Below are 17,165 nucleotides of genomic sequence, written 5' to 3' on the forward strand. Positions count from 1 at the left end.
GTTAGGGGCCTGCTCTTCGGGGTCCGAAGAGTTGGTCGAGTGCTCCACGGTCGGTGTTTCTCAGGTGGTATCCGCGGGGTGAGACCCACCAGGGCGCGCCTCTGATCATCGCGATGCGGCCGCGGGATTTGCGCCAGGGGTCGTCGTCGTTGACCCGGTTGTGGTAGCGGCACAGCGGCACGAGGTTGTTCATGTTGGTGTAGCCGCCGTGTTTCCAGGCGTTCACGTGGTGGATCTCGGAGCCCAACGCCCCGTGGCGGCAGCCTGGGAAGGCGCACACGGGTGAGACCATGCAGGCCATATCGCGCTGTTTCTGGTTGGCGAAGCGCTCGGTGTCGTAGAGGTTCACCGCCCCTTCCTCCGGGTGGAAGGCGGCAACCTCCAAGGCCTCGCCGAACTCTTGCTGCATGTACTCCGCCCCGGTCATGGTGGTGCCGTCAGTCAAGGTGAGGATGACGTCGTCACCGTCGCCGGCCATGATGCGGGCGTGCTCGGTGATCGGCACCATCACAATCGGGCGCGGTGCCGCGGCGACGACCCCGCCGGTTTTGCCTTCGACGATGCGCCAGAACGCTCCCTCCATCTGGGGTGCTGCCGGCTGTGTGGCGTCGATGTCTTGCCGCAGGCGGTGCTCTAAGTCGGCGGCTTTGCGGTCGGTGGTGTCTATGGTGATGCGCGCCCGCCCGTTCTTCGGCGCGGAGAAGGCGACCTGTTTCTTTGTCGGGGCGTTGTCCTCGCGCGGCACGAGTTCGCGTGCGGCGCGCTCAATCGCGCGGTACCCGCCTTTTACATCCAACAAGGCGAGGCGCAGCCGCCACCGCTCGCTAAGATCTTTCACGCCTCCGACGCGGCGCTCGATCAGCGCGAGCTCGTCCAGGGAGAATCCGCGGGCCTTCTGTACTGCCAGGGCCTGCTTGCGGGTGAATTTCGTTGGCCCGTAGTACACCTTTTGCATCTGATCCCACGCGCGTACCCGATCCGGCGCCATGCCGGCGCCCAGCGCGACCGGCAGGTCGAAGTGCCGCAGCGTCTCCATGGATGCTGCGGCCATCGCCTCGATAAACGCGTCGAACGGGTTCATGCCACGAACACTAAACGGCACGCAACCCCGCACAACCCCCGAACCAAAATCTGTGGATAACTCGCCACACCAGTAACAAAGTTGTCCACAGCCGGGCCCTTTAGGGAACCTGATAGGCCACGTCCCGCACATCGGTGACGAGCATCTTGCCCGGCGAATGGCAGATCGCCAGCTCCGGCTTGGACGACATCACGATGGACTGCGGGGTCACCCCGCACGCCCAGAACACCGGCACCCACCCGGCCGGGATGTCCACCGCGTCGCCGAAATCGGGTGCGCCCAGATCGTCGATGCCGATCAGCCCCGGCTCCCCCACATGCACCGGCGCGCCGTGCACAGCCGGGTAGCGCGAGGTGATGCGCACCGCGTCCGCCACCAACCCCGCCGGGATGGGCCGCATCGACACCACCATCTTCCCGCTGAACACCCCGGCCGGCTCGCAGTCGATGTTGGTCATAAACATCGGCACGTTCACGCCCTGCTCGATGTGGGCGACCGGCACGTTGTTGTCAATCAAAACCTGCTCGAAGGTGAACGAACAGCCGATGACAAACGCGACGGTGTTCTCGGTCCAGTAGGCGGTGGCATCCGTTGGTTCGTCGATAAGCGAGCCGTGCGAAAACACCCGGTAGGACGGGATGTCGGTGCGGATATCGCCACCCTCGAGCAGCAGCGACGACACCTGCCCTGGTTCCAACACGCCGAGCAGCGGGCACGGCTTCGGGTTGCGCTGCGCGAACAGCAAAAAGTCGAACGCGTACTTCTTATCCAGCGCGATCAGGTTGGCCTGGGCGAAGCCAGCGGAAAAGCCCGCCGTTGTCGCCACATCGGTCGTGCGGAACAACGCGCGGGCCTGCGCTGGGGTGTAGGAGCCGTACGTGCCTCAACGCTACATCGAGATAATCTCCGGAAGCTTGCTAATGGAGCTCCAGCCCATGTACAGCGTGAGCACCAGCACGAGCACACCGATCGTGAGCATCCACACCGGCGGCTTGTAGCCGCGCAACAGGTCCCGGCGGAAGATGCCGACGAAGAGCACCACCGCGAAACCGATCGGGAGAATCAAGCCGTTGAACGCGCCGGCGAACAGCAGCACCTTCTGCGGCGGGGTGCCGCCGAGCGCGAGGAAGATCGCGGCGGAGGCGACAATGAACGCGACGGTGAACATCGTGCGCTTCTTCGGGTCGAAGCCCTGCTTGGTCATAAACGACACAGAGGTAAACGACGCGCCGATCACCGAGGACAGGCCAGCGGCCCACAGCACGAGGCCGAACGCGCGGCGGCCGAACTCGCCAGCGGCCTGGTAAAACACGTCCGCGGCGGTGTTGTCCTTGGACAACGTGACACCGGTGGCCACCACGCCGAGCACCGCGAGGAACAGCAGCACGCGCATAATGCCGGTGACGATGATGCCGGTGACCGAGGACCGGGTGAGGTAATCGATGTTTTCCGGCCCGGTGTGGCCTGCGTCGATGAGGCGGTGCACGCCGGCGAACACGATGTAACCGCCGACGGTTCCGCCGATGAGGATGGTGATGACGTTGAAGTCGATCGCCTCAGGCGCGACCGTCTGCCGCATGGCCTCCGCCACCGGCGGGTTCGAGGAGATGGCGACATACAGCATGAGCAGGATCATCATCGCGCCGAGGATGCCGACGATGACGTCGAGTGCGGCGCCGGCGCGCTTTGACAGGAACACCACCAAGGCGATGACGGCGGAGATGGCGCCGCCGATGCGCGGTTCAATGCCGGCGAGCGCCTGCAGGCCGAGGCCCGTGCCGGCGACGTTGCCGATGTTGAAGATGAAGCCGCCGACGCCGACGAGCACCGCGAGCACCCAGCCGAGGCCCGGCACCACCTTGTTGGCGAGTTCGCTGGCGCGCAGGCCGGACACACCGAGGATGCGCCAGACGTTGAGTTGCACGGCGATGTCGACCAGGATCGACAGCAGAATCGCGAAGGCGAACGCTGCGCCCATCTGCACGGTGAACACGGACGTTTGGGTGAGAAAGCCCGGTCCGATGGCGGAGGTTGCCATGAGGAAGATGGCGCCGACCATCGGGCCGATGCCGGCTTTCATCGCCGGTGCCTTGGCGGGCACGTCTGCGGCGGTGGATCCGCCGTGCGTGGGCTCTGGAGCGGTCACTGGGGACACCCCTTTCACGTTCTAGGAAAATGTGACGGGGGAGATATTAAGCCATGAATGCGCCCCAGGAGACATCACGTCACACCCGCGCTACCCCTAGGAGACCTTGAACTCCGCCATCTGGTCCCACTCGGTCTTGCCTTCGATGAGGGTGTTGATGATGGTGGGGGTCTCTTTCAGGATCGTGGGGAAGAATTCCTGGGCGGCCTTGAAGTGGTCGGAGTTGACGTGGGCTTCGGCGGCGTCGTCCTGGAATGCTTCGATGAGCAGGTATTCGTCGGGGTTGTCTTCGTTGCGGTACCAGTCGAAGAAGATGTTGCCTTCCTCGGCGCGGGAGGCGTCGGTGAAGTCCTTGACCAGCTCGCGGAAGTTCTCGACGTTCTCGGGCAGGGGCTTGAATCGTACGTTGATCAAAATCATGCGCCCCACCCTAGCCTTCAAGTGTTTCGCCCAACTCGAGCCATTCGATCTCGAGCTCCTCGCGCGCATCTTTCACAGCGGTGAGCTCTTTGGTTTTGGCGCCGATGGCGTCGAAGTCGCCGGTCTCGGACAGCGCGGCAATCTCCGCCTCGAGGGCTTCGGCCCGCTCGTTTTCCTTGGCGATCTTGCGCTCGAGCGCCTTCATCTTCTTCTGCAGCTCGCGCTCTTCTTGGGAGCTCATCTGCTTATCGACGGCCTCCGGTTGCCCCTCCCCCAGATCCAGCACGCCGGCAGTGCGGGCCTGATCGGCGCGCTGGTCCAGGTACTGCTGGATGCCGCCGGGCAGGTTGGTCAGTTTCCCGTCGCCGAACAGCGCGTAGGTGGAGTCGGCGATGCGCTCGATGAGGTAGCGGTCGTGGGAGATGACCACCAGGGTGCCGGGCCAGGAGTCGAGGAGGTTTTCCAGCTCTTGCAGGGTGTCGATGTCGAGGTCGTTGGTGGGCTCGTCGAGAAGCAGCACGTTCGGCTCGGCCATGAGCACGCGGGTCAGTTGCAGGCGGCGGCGCTCGCCGCCGGAGAGGTCGCGCACGGGGGTGCGCTGGCGTTTCGGGGAGAAGCCGAGGCGCTCGGCGAGCTGGGAGGCGGACAGCTCCTTTTTGCCGAAGCTGATGTAGGTGGCGACGTCTTCGACGGCGTCGATGACGCGGCGCTCCGGGTCGAGGTCGTCGAGTTCCTGGCGCAGCCAGCCGATGCGGGTGGTCTGCCCCTCGATGCGTTTGCCGGCTGCGAGCGGGTACTCGCCGGCCAGGGTGCGCAGCAGGGTGGTTTTGCCGGAGCCGTTCACGCCGACCAGGCCGATGCGCTCGCCGGGGGCGAGGCGCCAGGTGAGGTGGTCGACCAGCGTGCGGCCGTCCGGGGCGTCGATGCGAGCGTCTTCGAGCTCGATGACCACGCGGCCCTGGCGCTGCTTGGAAAACGCCATGAGTTCGACGGTGTCGCGCGGCGGCGGGACGTCCTTGATCAGGGCTTCGGCGGCCTCGATGCGGTAGCGCGGCTTGGAGGTGCGCGCCGGCGCGCCGCGGCGCAGCCACGCCAGCTCCTTGCGGGCGAGGTTCTGGCGGCGCTGCTCGATGGCGTCGGCCTGGCGGGCGCGCTCGGCGCGGGCGAAGGTCCAGTCGTTGTAGCCGCCCTCGTAGACGTCGACGGCGCCGTCGTGGACCTCCCAGGTCAGGGTGGCCACGGTATCCAAGAACCAACGGTCGTGGGTGACCACCACGACGGCGACCTTGCGCGAGAGCAGATGGTCGGCGAGCCATTGGACGCCCTCGACATCGAGGTGGTTGGTCGGCTCGTCCAGCACCACCAGGTCCAGGTCTTGCACGAGCGCGGCGGCGAGGTTGACGCGGCGCCGTTCGCCGCCGGAGAGCTGCCCCACCGGGGTGTCCAGGCCAAGCTCCGCCACACCGGTGCCTTGGAGCACCTCGCGCACGCGGGCGCTGGAGGCCCACTCAAAGATCTGCAGGCCTAGCGGCTCGACGACAGCCTGACCGACCGTGAGCGCACTATCCAGCGTAAAGCGCTGCGTCACCACCGCCATGCGCAGATCCGAGGTGTGCGACACGCGCCCTGCGTCCGGCGGCTCGATGCCGGTGAGCACTTCCAGCAGGGTGGTTTTGCCGCCGCCGTTGACGCCGACGATGCCGATGCGCTCGCCGGTCTGCACGCCGAGCGAGACGCCGTCGAGAAGCGTTTTCAGCCCCCATGTTTTGGAGACGTTTTCCAGGTTGATCAGGTTAGCCATATGGCTTGCAATCTTACGCAGGCGCCCGCCTATCGACGCCTCCGGTTAACCCACCTTCTCCACCACCGCACCGCGGTCCGGGCCCTCCGCAACGAAGACCTCGTAGCCGTCGAAGCGCTCCGCCAGGTGCTCGGCGGCAAAGCGCGCGGCGTCGGCGTCGTCGCAGAGCACGGCCACGGTGGGCCCGGAACCGGAGACGATCGCGCGGCGGCCCGCCTCCCCGGCAGCGCCAAGCACGCGTTTGAGCACCGGCCGCATCGAAAGCGCGGGGGCCTCCAAGTCGTTGTGCAGTGCGGCGGCGACGCGCGCCACGTCGCCGGAGGTCAGCGCCTGGGACAGGTCGGTGGCGTCCATGTGTGGCAAAAGGGCGGGGTTGCCGTGGCGCAGGTCGTCGAGAAGCGAGAACGCTCCCCCGGTGTTGATGCCGATCTTGGGGTTGATGAACACCCAGTGCAGCCGGCCGCGCGAGAGCATCTCGACCAGCTTGTCGCCGCGGCCCGTGCCGAGCGCCGTGCCACCCATCAGCGAAAAGGGCACGTCCGCGCCAAGCGACGCCGCGATCTCGAGCAGTTCCTCCTCCGGCAAGGCCTCGCCGAACTCGGCCACTAGCGCGTTGGACGCCACCAGCGCGGCGGCGGCGTCGGCGGAGCCGCCCGCCATGCCGCCGGCGACGAAGACGTGCTTGTCCACCTCGATGCGCACGCGCGGCACCGCCACGCCCGCGCGCGCCACCACGGCCTCGACGGCGCGCCACGCCAGGTTGTTCGGCCCGTCGATGTCCTCGTCGGGCTCATCCACGAAGAACGTGGTACGCATGGACTCGACTGCTGGGCCGGCCACGGGGGTGCCGTCGTAAAGCAAGCGCACCACCTCGCGCCGGTCCACCGCATGAAAGACGCTGACCAGGTCGTGGTAGCCGTCCGTGCGCGCCTCGCCGACGCCGAGGTGGAGGTTCACCTTGCCCGGCGCGGAGGCGACGATCTCACGCGTCATGGCGGGCCTCCCCCAGGCGGATGAAGTCTGCGACGGTGAGCTTCTCGCCGCGCAGCCCCGGGTCGATGCCGGCGGCGCGCAGCGCGTCCTCGGCGGCCGCGGCCGAGCCGTAGATGCCCGACAGCGTGGAGCGCAGCGTCTTGCGGCGCTGGGCGAACGCGGCATCCACCAGCGGGAAGATGGTGTCGCGAAGCTCGCGCGGGGCGTCGGCAGCGACGTCGATGCGCACGAGCCCCGACTCGATGTTCGGCGCCGGCCAGAACACGTGCTTGCCTATCGTGCCGGCGCGCGAAACGTCGCCGTAGAACGCGGCCTTGACGCTGGGCACGCCGTAGATCTTCGATCCCGGCTGCGCGGCAAGGCGGTCGGCGACTTCTTTTTGCACCATCACGAGCACCCTGCGTATCGACGGCAGCTCCGCCAGCAAATGCAGCAGCACCGGAACCGAGACGTTGTAGGGCAGGTTCGCCACCAGCGCGGTCGGCGCGGCGTCGAAGTCGGCGCGGGAGGCCTTCAGCGCGTCGGTGTTGATCACGGTGAGGCGATCGGCGTAATCCGGGGCGAGCTCGCCGACGGTGTTCGGCAGGCGCCCCGCCAGGCGCGGGTCGATCTCGAGCGCGGTCACACTCGCGGCGGTGTCGATGAGCCCCAGGGTGAGCGAGCCGAGGCCCGGTCCGACCTCCACCACGTGGTCGTCTTCGCTGAGTTCCGCGGCCGCGACGATGCGGCGCACGGTGTTGGGGTCGTGCAGGAAGTTCTGCCCCAGCTTCTTCGTCGGGGTGACGTCCAGCTCGGCGGCGAGCTCGCGAATCTCGGCGGGCCCTAGAAGTTGCGCTTCCGCCATCTAGCGGATACCCAGGCTGGCGGTGCAGGCCGGCCAGGCGCCCCAGCCCTGGGAGGCCTGGACGCGCTCGGCGATGGCTATCTGCTGCTCGCGGGTGGCCAGGTGCGCGCTCGGCGCATACGCGGTGCCGCCGTGGCCCGCCCAGGTGGACGGGGTGAACTGCAGGCCGCCGGAGAAGCCGTTGCCGGTGTTGATGGCCCAGTTGCCGCCGGATTCGCACTGTGCCAGCGAATCCCACACGCTGCCGGAGGCCACTGCGGGCGCGGCCGCGCCAGTGTTGCCGGCCTGCTTCGTGCCGCGGGCGATAAGCGCCGGCTTGGCCTTCTTCACTTCCTTCTCCTCGGCCACGCCCTCGGACTCGACTTGGCCGTTGACGGTGACGGTGCGGTGGATGACCTTGGTCTCGCCCTGCTCGCCCTTCTCCCGGACCTCCTCTTCGCCCTCGTCGAGCGAGTCGTCGTCGACGTACTCCGCCGGGGCCTCAACCACGACGGTTTCTGGGCGGTCCACGGTGCTGACACGGTCGAGAACGATCTCCATGCCGGGCACGATGGCGTCGGTGAGCGCGACGTTGAGGCGGTCGTCGGTGTCGAATGTGACGCCGCGCGCGGAGAGCAGGTCGCCGACGGTTTTCGCCGCTGCCGAGACGTAGGTCAGATCCCCGCCGTCGCGCAGCGCGACGATCTTCGGGGTGGTCACGTCCAGGTTCATGCCGTGGGTGACCGGCTGGTCGCGGTCCACGTCCACCGCGGAGTGGCCGGCGACGCCAGCCTGGTCGATCAGCTCACCGACGGTGCCGGCGGTCGACGTGATCTCCTGCGCAACACCGTCGATGACCACGGCGACCGGCTTCGCGGTGCGCACGGTGACGGTGTCGCCACTGGAGAGCTTCTCGCCCGGCGCCGGGTAGACCAGGTCCTCCGGCGCGACCTCGACGCCGGCGGAGCTGAGCGCGCCCGCGACGTCCGCGGCGTAGGTGCGCACGTTGGTCTCCTCGCCGTTGACGTCGACGGTGACCTGCTTCTGGGTGGCAAGTGCCGTGCCCGCGCCGCCAACCAGGACGGCGCCGGCGACGGTGCCGGCGACAGCGCGCTTGGTGGCGGTGCTCTTCGGGTTGATCCGCTTGATCTGACGGGACATGTGTTTCCTCACGGGTCGGCTCAGCTGAAGGTGTTCAGCCAATAACCCGGGTAACGATACGGTAACGCTCGCAGGGTTTCAAGACCCGACGTGCCAGCTCACACCCCGTAGACCCGCGAGAACGTCTCTGCAATCTCACGCGCCACATCGGCCACTTCCATGCCGCGCGCTTCGGCCACAACCTTCGCCGTGTGACCGATCAGCGACGGCTCGTTTTTCGCCCCGCGGAAGGGCTCCGGCGTCATGTACGGTGCGTCCGTTTCCACCAGCAGCTGACCCGCTGGTGCCAGCGCCGCCGCCTCGCGCAACTCCTCGTTGCGCTTGAACGTCACGTTGCCAGCGAAACTGAGCACGTAGCCGCGCTCGATCGCCTCGCGCGCCACGTCCAGCGGCGAGGAGAAGCAGTGCAGGATCACGTGCTCGGGCCGTGGGGCGCTATCAAGAATGCGCAGCATCTCCGCATCTCCCTCGCGGTTGTGGATCATCAGCGCCTTGCCCGACTCGCACGCTAGGTCGATGTGCCAGCGAAACGCATCCTCCTGCACCTCCAGCGGCGCGGTGCCCTCCGCGTCGTGCTTCAGCCAGTACGTGTCGATGCCGGTCTCGCCCACCGCCACGCAACGCTCGTCTGCGGCCATCTCCGTCAGGCGGGCGCGGGCACCGTCGTCAAGCTCATGCGCCCTCGTCGGGTGGATGGCGCACGCAGCGAACACGCGCTTGTTGAAGTGGGCGGCCTGAAGCGCGAGCTCGGCCTCCTCGAGCCCGTCGCCGACGGTGCAGATGCGCTCCACCCCGGCGGCCAGGGCGCGCTCGACAAACGCGTCGACCTCTACGGCACTGCGCGCGCCGCACGACGCGAGGTGCGTGTGCGCGTCAATCAGCCCGGCAATCGGCTCGGCGGGCACGGGCGTGGGACGTGGCTTCTTTTTGCTCATACGATGCACCCTATGGCATTTGAAGACATCGACTCAGCCACCCAGACCCAAATCGAGGCCGACCTGGCCGAAGCCGCCGGCCGCGGCATCAACGGCTCGCCCGCCGACATCGCGGAGTCTTTCGAGGCCGAACTCGCGGACTACCTCGCCCTTCCCGCGGACGTGCGCCGCAGCTTCCCCCGCGGCGACACCGCGCGCCTTTTCGGCACCGCGCTCGGCCAGGCGCTCGTGCGCGAGGGGTACAAGTGGCAATTGCTTATCGACGACTACGGCACCGACCTCGTCGTCGCCAAAGACGTCGGCAGCGCCAGCGAAAAATACACCGCCCCGCTAGTTGTGGTGGACCAGCGCTTCGAGGACGAGGAACCCGGCACGCTGACCAAGTTCCTCGGGCAGTTCCTATGACTGCTCGTATGCCGGAATCGATCATGCCGCTCGTGCGGCCGGAGTTGCGCAGACGCGCGCGGCTGATCCCCCACCCGCCGGTGCAGCTGAGAGCGACGCGCTGGCTCACCAGCCACGGCCAGACGCTCTTTCCCATTCCCCGGCGCGAGGGTGTGGAGCTGATCCGGCACGGGCGCACCCTCGTCTTCCGGCCGCGCAACCCGAAGGGCGCGCTGTTGTGGCTGCACGGCGGCGGCCACATCATCGGCCACCCCGCCCAGGACGGGCCGCTGTGCGCGAACACCGCCGCCGAGGTGGGCGTGACCGTGGTGGCCCCGCGCTACCCGCTCTCGCCTGCGCACCCCTTCCCCGCCGGCCTGGATGCCGCGCTGGAGACGTGGGCGTGGATGCACACCCGCGCGGACGAGTTCGGCGAACCGTTCGCCATCGGCGGCGAAAGCGCCGGCGGCGGGTTGGCCGCCGCGGCGTGCCAGCGGCTTTACGACGAGCACGGACCGCTGCCGCGCGCCCAGTGGCTGTTCTGCCCCATGCTGGACGACCGCCCCACCGCCGACCGGAGGCGCGACCTGCCTCGGGACCGGCCCGTGGCCAACAACGCGCAGACCCGCTACGCCTGGGCGTCCTACCTGGGCCAGGCGCCCGGGTTGGAGACGGTGCCCGAGTACGCCGTCCCCGCCCGGCGCGCCGACCTGTCGGGCCTTCCCCCTGCGTGGCTGTCCACCGGCGACATCGAGCTGTTCTACGAGGAGATCTGCGCCTACACCCGGAGGCTTCGCGACGCCGGCGTGCCCGCCCAGCTCGAGATCGTCGAGGGCGCGCCGCACGCGATCGAGCTGTGGGCGTTCGACGTGCCGGTGGTCAAGGCCATGCTCGCTTCGGCCAGGGCGTGGCTCGGCGAGCAGCTGTAGCCGCGGCCTACTGCACCGGCGCCCACTCCGGGCCGGTCTCGCCGAGCTCCGGGTCCAGCTTGGCAATCAGCGGCTGCGGCTTGGACAGCTCCGTGCCCGGGGTGACGTCCACGCGCTGCCACACGGCCTGCTGCTGCGAGTAGTCGCCGGTGATGGTCAGGTAGGTCTGGCCCTTTTCCGGCAGGCCGACGCCGACGAGGTTGAACTCCTCGTCGTCCACGAACTCCTCGACGCGTGGCTCGGCGGCCCAGATGCCGGTGCGGCCCAGCGTCTCGTGGACCTTCTGCGCGGTGTGCGGCAAAAACGGGGTGAGCATGGCGTTGCAGTCGGAGACGACCTGCAGCGCGGTCCACAGCACGGTGGCCAGGCGCTCACGCTGGGTGTCGTCCTTGGCCAGCTTCCACGGCTCCTGCTCCGCGATGTAGGCGTTGGCCTCGCCGACGACGTGCATGATCTTCGTGATCGCGGACTTGAAGTGGGCCTTGCCCAGCTCCTCGCCGGCGGTGGTGAAGGTTTCGGCCGCGAGGTTCAGGATGCGCTCGTCGGACGCTTCGAGCGGGCCGGGTGCCGGGACCTGGCCGAAGTTCTTGTGCGCCATGGACACGGTGCGGTTGACCAGGTTGCCCCAGCCGTTGGCCAGCTCGTTGTTCACGCGGCGCACGAACTCGTCCCAGGTGAAGTCCGTGTCGTTGTTCTCCGGGCCGGCGACGGCGATGAAGTAGCGCAGCGGGTCCGGGCCGAACTCCGAAAGGAAGTCCTTGACGTAGATGACCACGCCCTTGGACGAGGAGAACTTGGAGCCGGACATGGTCAGGAACTCGGACGAGACGACCTCGGTGGGCAGGTTCAGCTCGCCGAGCTCGCCGGCAGCGCCGCCCTTGGCGCCCTTGCCCGCGTAGCCGAGGAGCTCCGCCGGCCAGATCTGGGAGTGGAAGGTGATGTTGTCCTTGCCCATGAAGTAGTAGCCCTCGGTGGCCGGGTCCTGCCAGAAGCCCTTCCAGGCCTCCGGGTTGCCGGAGCGGTGAGCCCACTCAATGGACGCGGACAGGTAGCCCACCACCGCGTCGAACCAGACGTAGAGCTTCTTCGACGGGTTGTCCTGCCAGTCCTCCACCGGGATCGGGATGCCCCAGTCGATGTCGCGGGTCATCGCACGCGGGCGCATGTCTTCGAGCAGGTTCAGGGAGAATTTCAGCACGTTCGGGCGCCACTCTTGGCGGGTGGAAAGCCACTGCTCCAGCGCGTCGTGCAGCGCGGGCAGGTCGAGCATGAAGTGCTCGGTCTCGATGAACTTCGGCGTCTCGCCGTTGATCTTGGACACCGGGTTGATCAGGTCCGCCGGGTCGAGCTGGTTGCCGCAGGTGTCGCACTGGTCGCCGCGGGCGTCGGTGGCGCCGCAGATCGGGCAGGTGCCCTCGATGTAGCGGTCCGGCAGCGTGCGGCCCGTCGACGGGGAGATCGCGCCCTGGGTGGTCTCGCGGATCATGTACCCGTTCTCGTTCAGCCCGCGGAACAGCTCCTGCACCACGGTGTAGTGGTTGCGGGTGGTGGTGCGGGTGAACAGGTCGTAGGACAGGCCCAGGCCCGCCAGGTCTTCGACGATCTGCTTGTTGTAGCGGTCCGCCAGCTCCTTGACGGTCACGCCTTCTTTGTCGGCCTGCACGAGCAGCGGGGTGCCGTGCTCGTCGGTGCCGGAGACCATGAGCACGTTCTTGCCGGACATTCGCTGGTAGCGGGCGAAGACGTCGGAGGGCACGCCGAAGCCTGCGACGTGGCCGATATGGCGCGGGCCGTTGGCGTACGGCCACGCAACGCACACAAGAACGTTGTTGTTGGTCTCGGAAGAAGTCATGGCTCTCAGCATAAGTTATGCCCCGCCTAAGCACTGCACTGCTCGAGCGGGGCACAACCGAAGGTGCGTCGTCAAGCAAACGCCCCTAGTGGGAACGCGGTTTGAGCATCCCCTTGACCTGCGCCTTGCGGGCTTCCAGCTGCTGCTGGTCGCGGTGCATGCGACGCTCGATGGCCAGCTGGCGGGCGAAGCGCTCCTGTTCCTTCTTGTCCAGGTAGATCGTGTCGTTGGACATGTCCTTGACAATCGCGAACATCAGAGCGATCAGGATGAACAGGAACGGCGTGGCGGCCACGATGGTCACGGACTGCAGCGAGTTCAGCGCGTCCGAGCCGCCGGAGATCAGCAGCGTCAGGCCGACGAACGCGGTGGCCAGGCCCCACATTGCGGCGAGCCACGGCTTCGCCTCGGTCTTGCCGGACTGGGTCATGGACGCCATCACCGTCGACGCGGAGTCCGCGGAGGTGATGAAGAAGGTGCCCAGAAGGATCAGGGCGAACACGCCCATGACGTAGCCGCCCGGCAGGGCGTGCAGCAGGTTGAACAGCTGCTCCTCGTTGGAGCCGTCGCCGACGATGGACTCGCCAGCCTGCTCCATCTTGATGGCCGTGCCGCCGAAGATGGCGAACCACACGGTGGACAGGCCAGCCGGAACCAGCATCACGCCGAGGCAGAACTCGCGCACGGTGCGGCCGCGGGAAATGCGCGCCAGGAAGGTGCCCACGAACGGGGACCAGGAGATCCACCATGCCCAGTAGAAGATGGTCCAGCCGGAGAGGAACTCGCCGGCCTGGCCGTCGGAGCTCTCGGCGGTGCGGGCGGCCATTTCGAAGAAGTTCTGCAGGTAGCTGCCCACGGCGGTCGGCAGCATGTTCAGCTGCGCGACGGTCGGGCCGAAGACGAACACGAAGATCGCCAGGATCGCGGCGACGACCATGTTCGCGTTGGACAGCCACTGGATGCCCTTGGACACGCCCGACATCGCCGACAGCAGGAATGCCAGGGTGAGCACAGCCACGATGCCGATGATCAGCTTGGTGGACGGGTTGTCCACGAAGCCGGAGGCCTCCAGGCCGGAGCTGATCTGCAGCGCGCCCAGGCCCAGGGAGCAGGCGGTGCCGAAGATGGTGGCGAACACGGCGAAGGCGTCGATGAGCTTGCCCGGCCAGCCGTTGGCAGCTTTCTCACCAATTAGCGGGATGAACGCGCTGGACAGCAGCTGCTTGCGGCCGAGGCGGAACGTCGAGTACGCGATAGCCAGGCCGATGATGGCGTAGACGGCCCACGGGTGCAGCGTCCAGTGGAACATGGTCTGCGCCATCGCGGTGCCGACCTCGTGCTCGTCGTGGCCCGGCACGCCGTCGAGGTACATCGCCAGCGGCTCAGCCGCGCCGTAGAACATCAGGCCGATGCCCATGCCGGCGGCGAACATCATGGCGATCCACGAGGTTGTTTTGAACTCGGGGCGCTCGTCGGCGGTGCCGAGGCGGATGGTGCCGAAGTTCGACAAGGCGATCACGATGACGAAGGCGACGAAGATGGTGCCGCCGAGGACGAAGGCCCAGCCGAGGTTGTCGATGACCCAGCCGAACGCGGCGTCCGCAAAGTTAGAGAAGTTGTCGGGGGCAGCCAGGCCCCAGCCGACAATTGCCGCGACAACCACCGCGAGAGGAATGACGATGCCCCAGTTGATCGGGGCGTCTTCTGCGTCGGCTTGGCTCTCGACGCGTTCCTCAGGGTCGGTGTAGTTGGGTTGCACGCCGTCGCGGTCGGCGCGCAGCAGCGCGGCGATTTCGCCGACTGCGGAAGTGTCTTCAGTCTTAATGGGATCCGTACTCCGCGGCTCCACGTCGGGATCGTGGGGATCCCTTTGGAGATCACGCTGAGACATAGAGTTCTCCTCGCAAATTTTCAGGGTTTTACTAGAACCCAAGCAGGCTAGCGCAGATCACACCATTGTGCTAGCCCGCGCGGGGAACTTTTGCTTATCGACGTCAGCTTCGCGCATCCAACGCGGCATCGTAGAGGTCTCCGACCTTCACTCCGTGCTGCTTCGCCACCTGTTTCGCGGCGTCTTTCATGCGCTGGCCGCCGTCGACCAGCTCCAGCACCAGACCGACTAAGTCCTCGGGTTCGGCCTGCTGCCCGGTGCCGCCTTCGATCACCAGCGTGATCTCCCCTCGCACGCCGCCGGCCGCCCACTCGGCGAGCTCCCCCAGCGTGCCGCGCTTGACCTCCTCGTAGGTTTTGGTCAGCTCGCGGCACACGGCAGCACGGCGTTCGGCGCCGAGGACGTCCGCGGCGTCGGCAAGCAACTGCTCGATGCGGTGCGGCGACTCGAAGCAGCACACCGCGCGGCGCTCATGCACGAGTGTTTCCAGCCACGCCCGGCGCGCGCCGGCCTTGCGGGGCGCGAAACCGTCAAAGATGAAGTGGCCCACGTTGAGCCCGGACAGCGCCAGCGCCGTGGTCACCGCGGACGGGCCCGGGATGCAGGTGACCGGGATGCCGGCGTCGTGGGCGGCGGCGACGATGGAGTGGCCGGGGTCGGACACCAGCGGCATGCCGGCGTCGGTGACGACGAGTACGGTGCCGGCGCGTGCGGCGTCGAGAAGCTCCCGCGCCCGGGATTCCTCGTTGTGGTCGAAGTTGGACACCACGCGGCCGGTGATTTCCACGCCGAGCGCTGCGGCAAGGGCGCGCGTGCGCCGGGTGTCCTCCGCTGCGATCACATCCGCCGTGGCGAGCGCCTGCGCAAGCCGGGGCGAGGCGTCCGCGACGTTGCCGAGCGGGGTGGCCGCGAGTACAACTCCGGCCGGGAGGTTCTGAGTCAGGTTGTCTTGCTCGGCGGACATACCTCGGGAGCATACGCGTAAGGCGCTAATATCTTCCGTCGTGACCACTATCGCGAGCACCCCGAACCCCGCCGGACCGCCACCTAGCGCCGACGCAACGGCGCCAGAGACGACGCGTTCCCTGCGGCCCGCCCAGCCTGCGCCCGAGGCACCCGTGACGGTGCCGTGGACGCGCCGCGACACCATCGCCGCCTCCGTCATCGGTGTGCTGGCGCTGCTCACCAGGTTCATCGGCCTGGTGCAGCCGACCAGCTCCGGCACCCCCGTCTTCGACGAGAAGCACTACGTCCCGCAAGCCTGGGACATGGTGGAAAGCTGGTTCAACCCGGTCTTAGGCGGCATCGAGTCCAACCCCGGCTACGGCCTGGTCGTTCACCCGCCGCTGGGCAAGCAGCTACTCGCGCTCGGCGAGATCATCTTTGGCTACTCCCCGCTGGGCTGGCGTCTGATGACCGGCCTGTTCGGTACCGCCGTGATCGTGTTCGTGTTCCTGCTCGCGCGGCGCGTGAGCCAGTCCACCAACATCGCGATCCTCGCGGGCATCATCGCGCTTTTCGACGGCGTCCTGCTCGTCTCCGCCAAATTCGGCATGCTCGACGTCTTCCAGGTGCTGTTCGTGGTGATGGCGGCGTGGACGCTGGCCGGCGACATGCGCCAGGTGCACCACCGCTGGCACGACGCGTGGCTGGCCGGCAAGCTCGAGGGCACCGGCCCCTTCGGCCCGCGCATGGGGTTCCGTTGGTGGCGCTTCGCCACCGGCGTGCTGCTCGGCCTGACGCTGTCCGTGAAGTGGAACGGCCTGTACTACATCATGTTCTTCGGCCTACTGTCGTCGTTCTGGGACCTGTTCCTGCGCCGCCGCTACGGCGTGGAGAAGCCGATTTCGGGCACCCTGCTTCGCGACGTCCCGTCGGCGCTCGCCTCCATCGTGCTCATCCCCGCCGTGCTGTACCTGTGGTCCTGGCGCGCCTGGTTCGCCTCCGAGACCTCCGTGTACCGTCACTCGCTTTCCGACGGCACCATCGCCGGCTCCGACTGGCCCTGGCTGGCTAACCTGCCCGAGCCGATCGCCGGCTGGTTCTACTACCACTTCTCGGTGCTGAACTTCCACGCCTCGCTGACGTCGTCCTCCGGCCACTCCCACCCCTGGGACTCCAAGCCATGGGCCTGGTTGGTCTCGGCACGTCCGATCCTGTACTACTCCGCCACCGACCTTGAATGCTCCATCGCATCCGGCGACGGCAAGTGCCGCGAGATGATCTACATGTTCGGCACCCCCGCCATCTGGTGGCTGACCGTGCCGGTGCTGCTGTGGGCGTGCTGGGTGTGGCTGACCCGCAAGGACTTCCGCGTCATCGTGCCGGTGATCGCGTTTGCCGCTGGCTTCCTGCCGTGGCTGGCTGCTTTCGACCGCCAGATGTACTTCTTCTACGCCACCGCCCTGGTGCCGTTCACCGCGGTGCTGCTGGCCTTGGCGTTAGGCAACCTGGCCAAGAAGGGCGGGGCTGTGACGTGGTCCTGGGTGAACAAGGTCGCGGGCTTCGAGCTGCGCTGGGGCCAGCTCGCCGCCGTGGTCTACATCGCGCTGGTGGTGGCCAGCTTCATCTACTGGTCGCCCATCTTCTACGGCTTCAAGATCCCGGACACCTGGTACGAGTCCATCATGTGGCTACCCAGCTGGAAGTAGCCCGGCTAGTTGGAAACCTGGCCCAGTTTTCGGCACCGGCGTCGTTCCCCGGGGCCCGCGCCTGACACTTTCTGGCGGAATCCCTTAGTGCCAGAGTG

General features: G+C 67.4%; 15 protein-coding genes. 3 read left to right on the forward strand and 12 right to left on the reverse strand.

Annotated features, from left to right (window positions below):
* Window position 1: 1 nt before the first annotated feature.
* The 9 genes from ACF3NP_RS06405 to ACF3NP_RS06445 all read right to left on the reverse strand — a co-directional run bounded on the left by ACF3NP_RS06405 (window position 2) and on the right by ACF3NP_RS06445 (window position 9,360).
* On the reverse strand, window positions 2–1,081 hold the full coding sequence (locus ACF3NP_RS06405) for an HNH endonuclease signature motif containing protein (protein ID WP_392398482.1): 1,080 nt from the start codon (window positions 1,079–1,081) through the stop codon (window positions 2–4).
* A 100-nt stretch (window positions 1,082–1,181) separates the two neighbouring features.
* The gene (locus tag ACF3NP_RS06410; RefSeq protein WP_392398483.1) at window positions 1,182–1,925 is read right to left on the reverse strand and encodes a putative hydro-lyase; all 744 of its coding nucleotides are present in this window, start codon (window positions 1,923–1,925) and stop codon (window positions 1,182–1,184) included.
* A gap of 45 nt (window positions 1,926–1,970) precedes the next feature.
* On the reverse strand, window positions 1,971–3,161 hold the full coding sequence (locus tag ACF3NP_RS06415) for an NRAMP family divalent metal transporter (protein WP_392399135.1): 1,191 nt from the start codon (window positions 3,159–3,161) through the stop codon (window positions 1,971–1,973).
* A 162-nt stretch (window positions 3,162–3,323) separates the two neighbouring features.
* On the reverse strand, window positions 3,324–3,647 hold the full coding sequence (locus ACF3NP_RS06420; RefSeq protein WP_269509406.1) for a putative quinol monooxygenase: 324 nt from the start codon (window positions 3,645–3,647) through the stop codon (window positions 3,324–3,326).
* 10 nt (window positions 3,648–3,657) lie between these two features.
* Window positions 3,658–5,448 (reverse strand): ABC-F family ATP-binding cassette domain-containing protein, encoded by a 1,791-nt coding sequence (locus ACF3NP_RS06425; RefSeq protein WP_392398484.1) that lies wholly within the window; start codon window positions 5,446–5,448, stop codon window positions 3,658–3,660.
* Window positions 5,449–5,493: 45 nt separating this feature from the next.
* Entirely contained in the window at window positions 5,494–6,441 is a 948-nt protein-coding gene (locus ACF3NP_RS06430; RefSeq protein ID WP_392398485.1) for a 4-(cytidine 5'-diphospho)-2-C-methyl-D-erythritol kinase, read from the reverse strand.
* Window positions 6,431–7,285, reverse strand: coding sequence for a 16S rRNA (adenine(1518)-N(6)/adenine(1519)-N(6))-dimethyltransferase RsmA (gene rsmA / locus ACF3NP_RS06435; RefSeq protein ID WP_181888034.1), 855 nt, complete (start codon window positions 7,283–7,285; stop codon window positions 6,431–6,433). Before rsmA ends, ACF3NP_RS06430 begins: the two co-directional genes overlap by 11 nt.
* Complete coding sequence (locus ACF3NP_RS06440; RefSeq protein WP_181888033.1) at window positions 7,286–8,425, reverse strand: resuscitation-promoting factor; 1,140 nt, start codon at window positions 8,423–8,425, stop codon at window positions 7,286–7,288.
* A gap of 98 nt (window positions 8,426–8,523) precedes the next feature.
* Window positions 8,524–9,360, reverse strand: coding sequence for a TatD family hydrolase (locus ACF3NP_RS06445; RefSeq protein ID WP_181888032.1), 837 nt, complete (start codon window positions 9,358–9,360; stop codon window positions 8,524–8,526).
* A gap of 12 nt (window positions 9,361–9,372) precedes the next feature.
* Between ACF3NP_RS06445 and ACF3NP_RS06450 the strand changes: the two genes are divergently transcribed.
* Together ACF3NP_RS06450 and ACF3NP_RS06455 are read left to right on the forward strand one after the other, a co-directional pair.
* The gene (locus ACF3NP_RS06450) at window positions 9,373–9,765 is read left to right on the forward strand and encodes a DUF3806 domain-containing protein (RefSeq protein ID WP_181888031.1); all 393 of its coding nucleotides are present in this window, start codon (window positions 9,373–9,375) and stop codon (window positions 9,763–9,765) included.
* Window positions 9,762–10,673, forward strand: a complete 912-nt coding sequence (locus ACF3NP_RS06455) for an alpha/beta hydrolase fold domain-containing protein (RefSeq protein WP_202032073.1) — start codon at window positions 9,762–9,764, stop codon at window positions 10,671–10,673. The genes ACF3NP_RS06450 and ACF3NP_RS06455 overlap by 4 nt, the downstream gene beginning before the upstream one ends.
* A gap of 7 nt (window positions 10,674–10,680) precedes the next feature.
* Here ACF3NP_RS06455 and metG read toward each other — a convergent pair whose 3' ends face one another.
* The 3 genes from metG to rsmI all read right to left on the reverse strand — a co-directional run bounded on the left by metG (window position 10,681) and on the right by rsmI (window position 15,380).
* Window positions 10,681–12,525, reverse strand: coding sequence for a methionine--tRNA ligase (gene metG / locus ACF3NP_RS06460; protein ID WP_236883382.1), 1,845 nt, complete (start codon window positions 12,523–12,525; stop codon window positions 10,681–10,683).
* An 85-nt stretch (window positions 12,526–12,610) separates the two neighbouring features.
* Window positions 12,611–14,416 (reverse strand): BCCT family transporter, encoded by a 1,806-nt coding sequence (locus tag ACF3NP_RS06465; protein ID WP_181888029.1) that lies wholly within the window; start codon window positions 14,414–14,416, stop codon window positions 12,611–12,613.
* Between the two features lie 103 nt (window positions 14,417–14,519).
* Window positions 14,520–15,380 carry a 16S rRNA (cytidine(1402)-2'-O)-methyltransferase gene (gene rsmI, locus ACF3NP_RS06470; RefSeq protein WP_181888028.1) on the reverse strand — a complete coding sequence of 287 codons (861 nt, stop codon included), beginning with the start codon at window positions 15,378–15,380 and terminating at the stop codon, window positions 14,520–14,522.
* A gap of 49 nt (window positions 15,381–15,429) precedes the next feature.
* Here rsmI and ACF3NP_RS06475 point away from each other — a divergent pair, with 49 nt between their 5' ends.
* A complete protein-coding gene (locus tag ACF3NP_RS06475; RefSeq protein ID WP_181889540.1) occupies window positions 15,430–17,067 on the forward strand; it encodes a dolichyl-phosphate-mannose--protein mannosyltransferase in 1,638 nt (545 codons plus the stop codon).
* Window positions 17,068–17,165: the final 98 nt, after the last annotated feature.

The organism is Corynebacterium lehmanniae (genome assembly GCF_043161975.1).
Lineage (GTDB): Bacteria > Actinomycetota > Actinomycetes > Mycobacteriales > Mycobacteriaceae > Corynebacterium > Corynebacterium lehmanniae.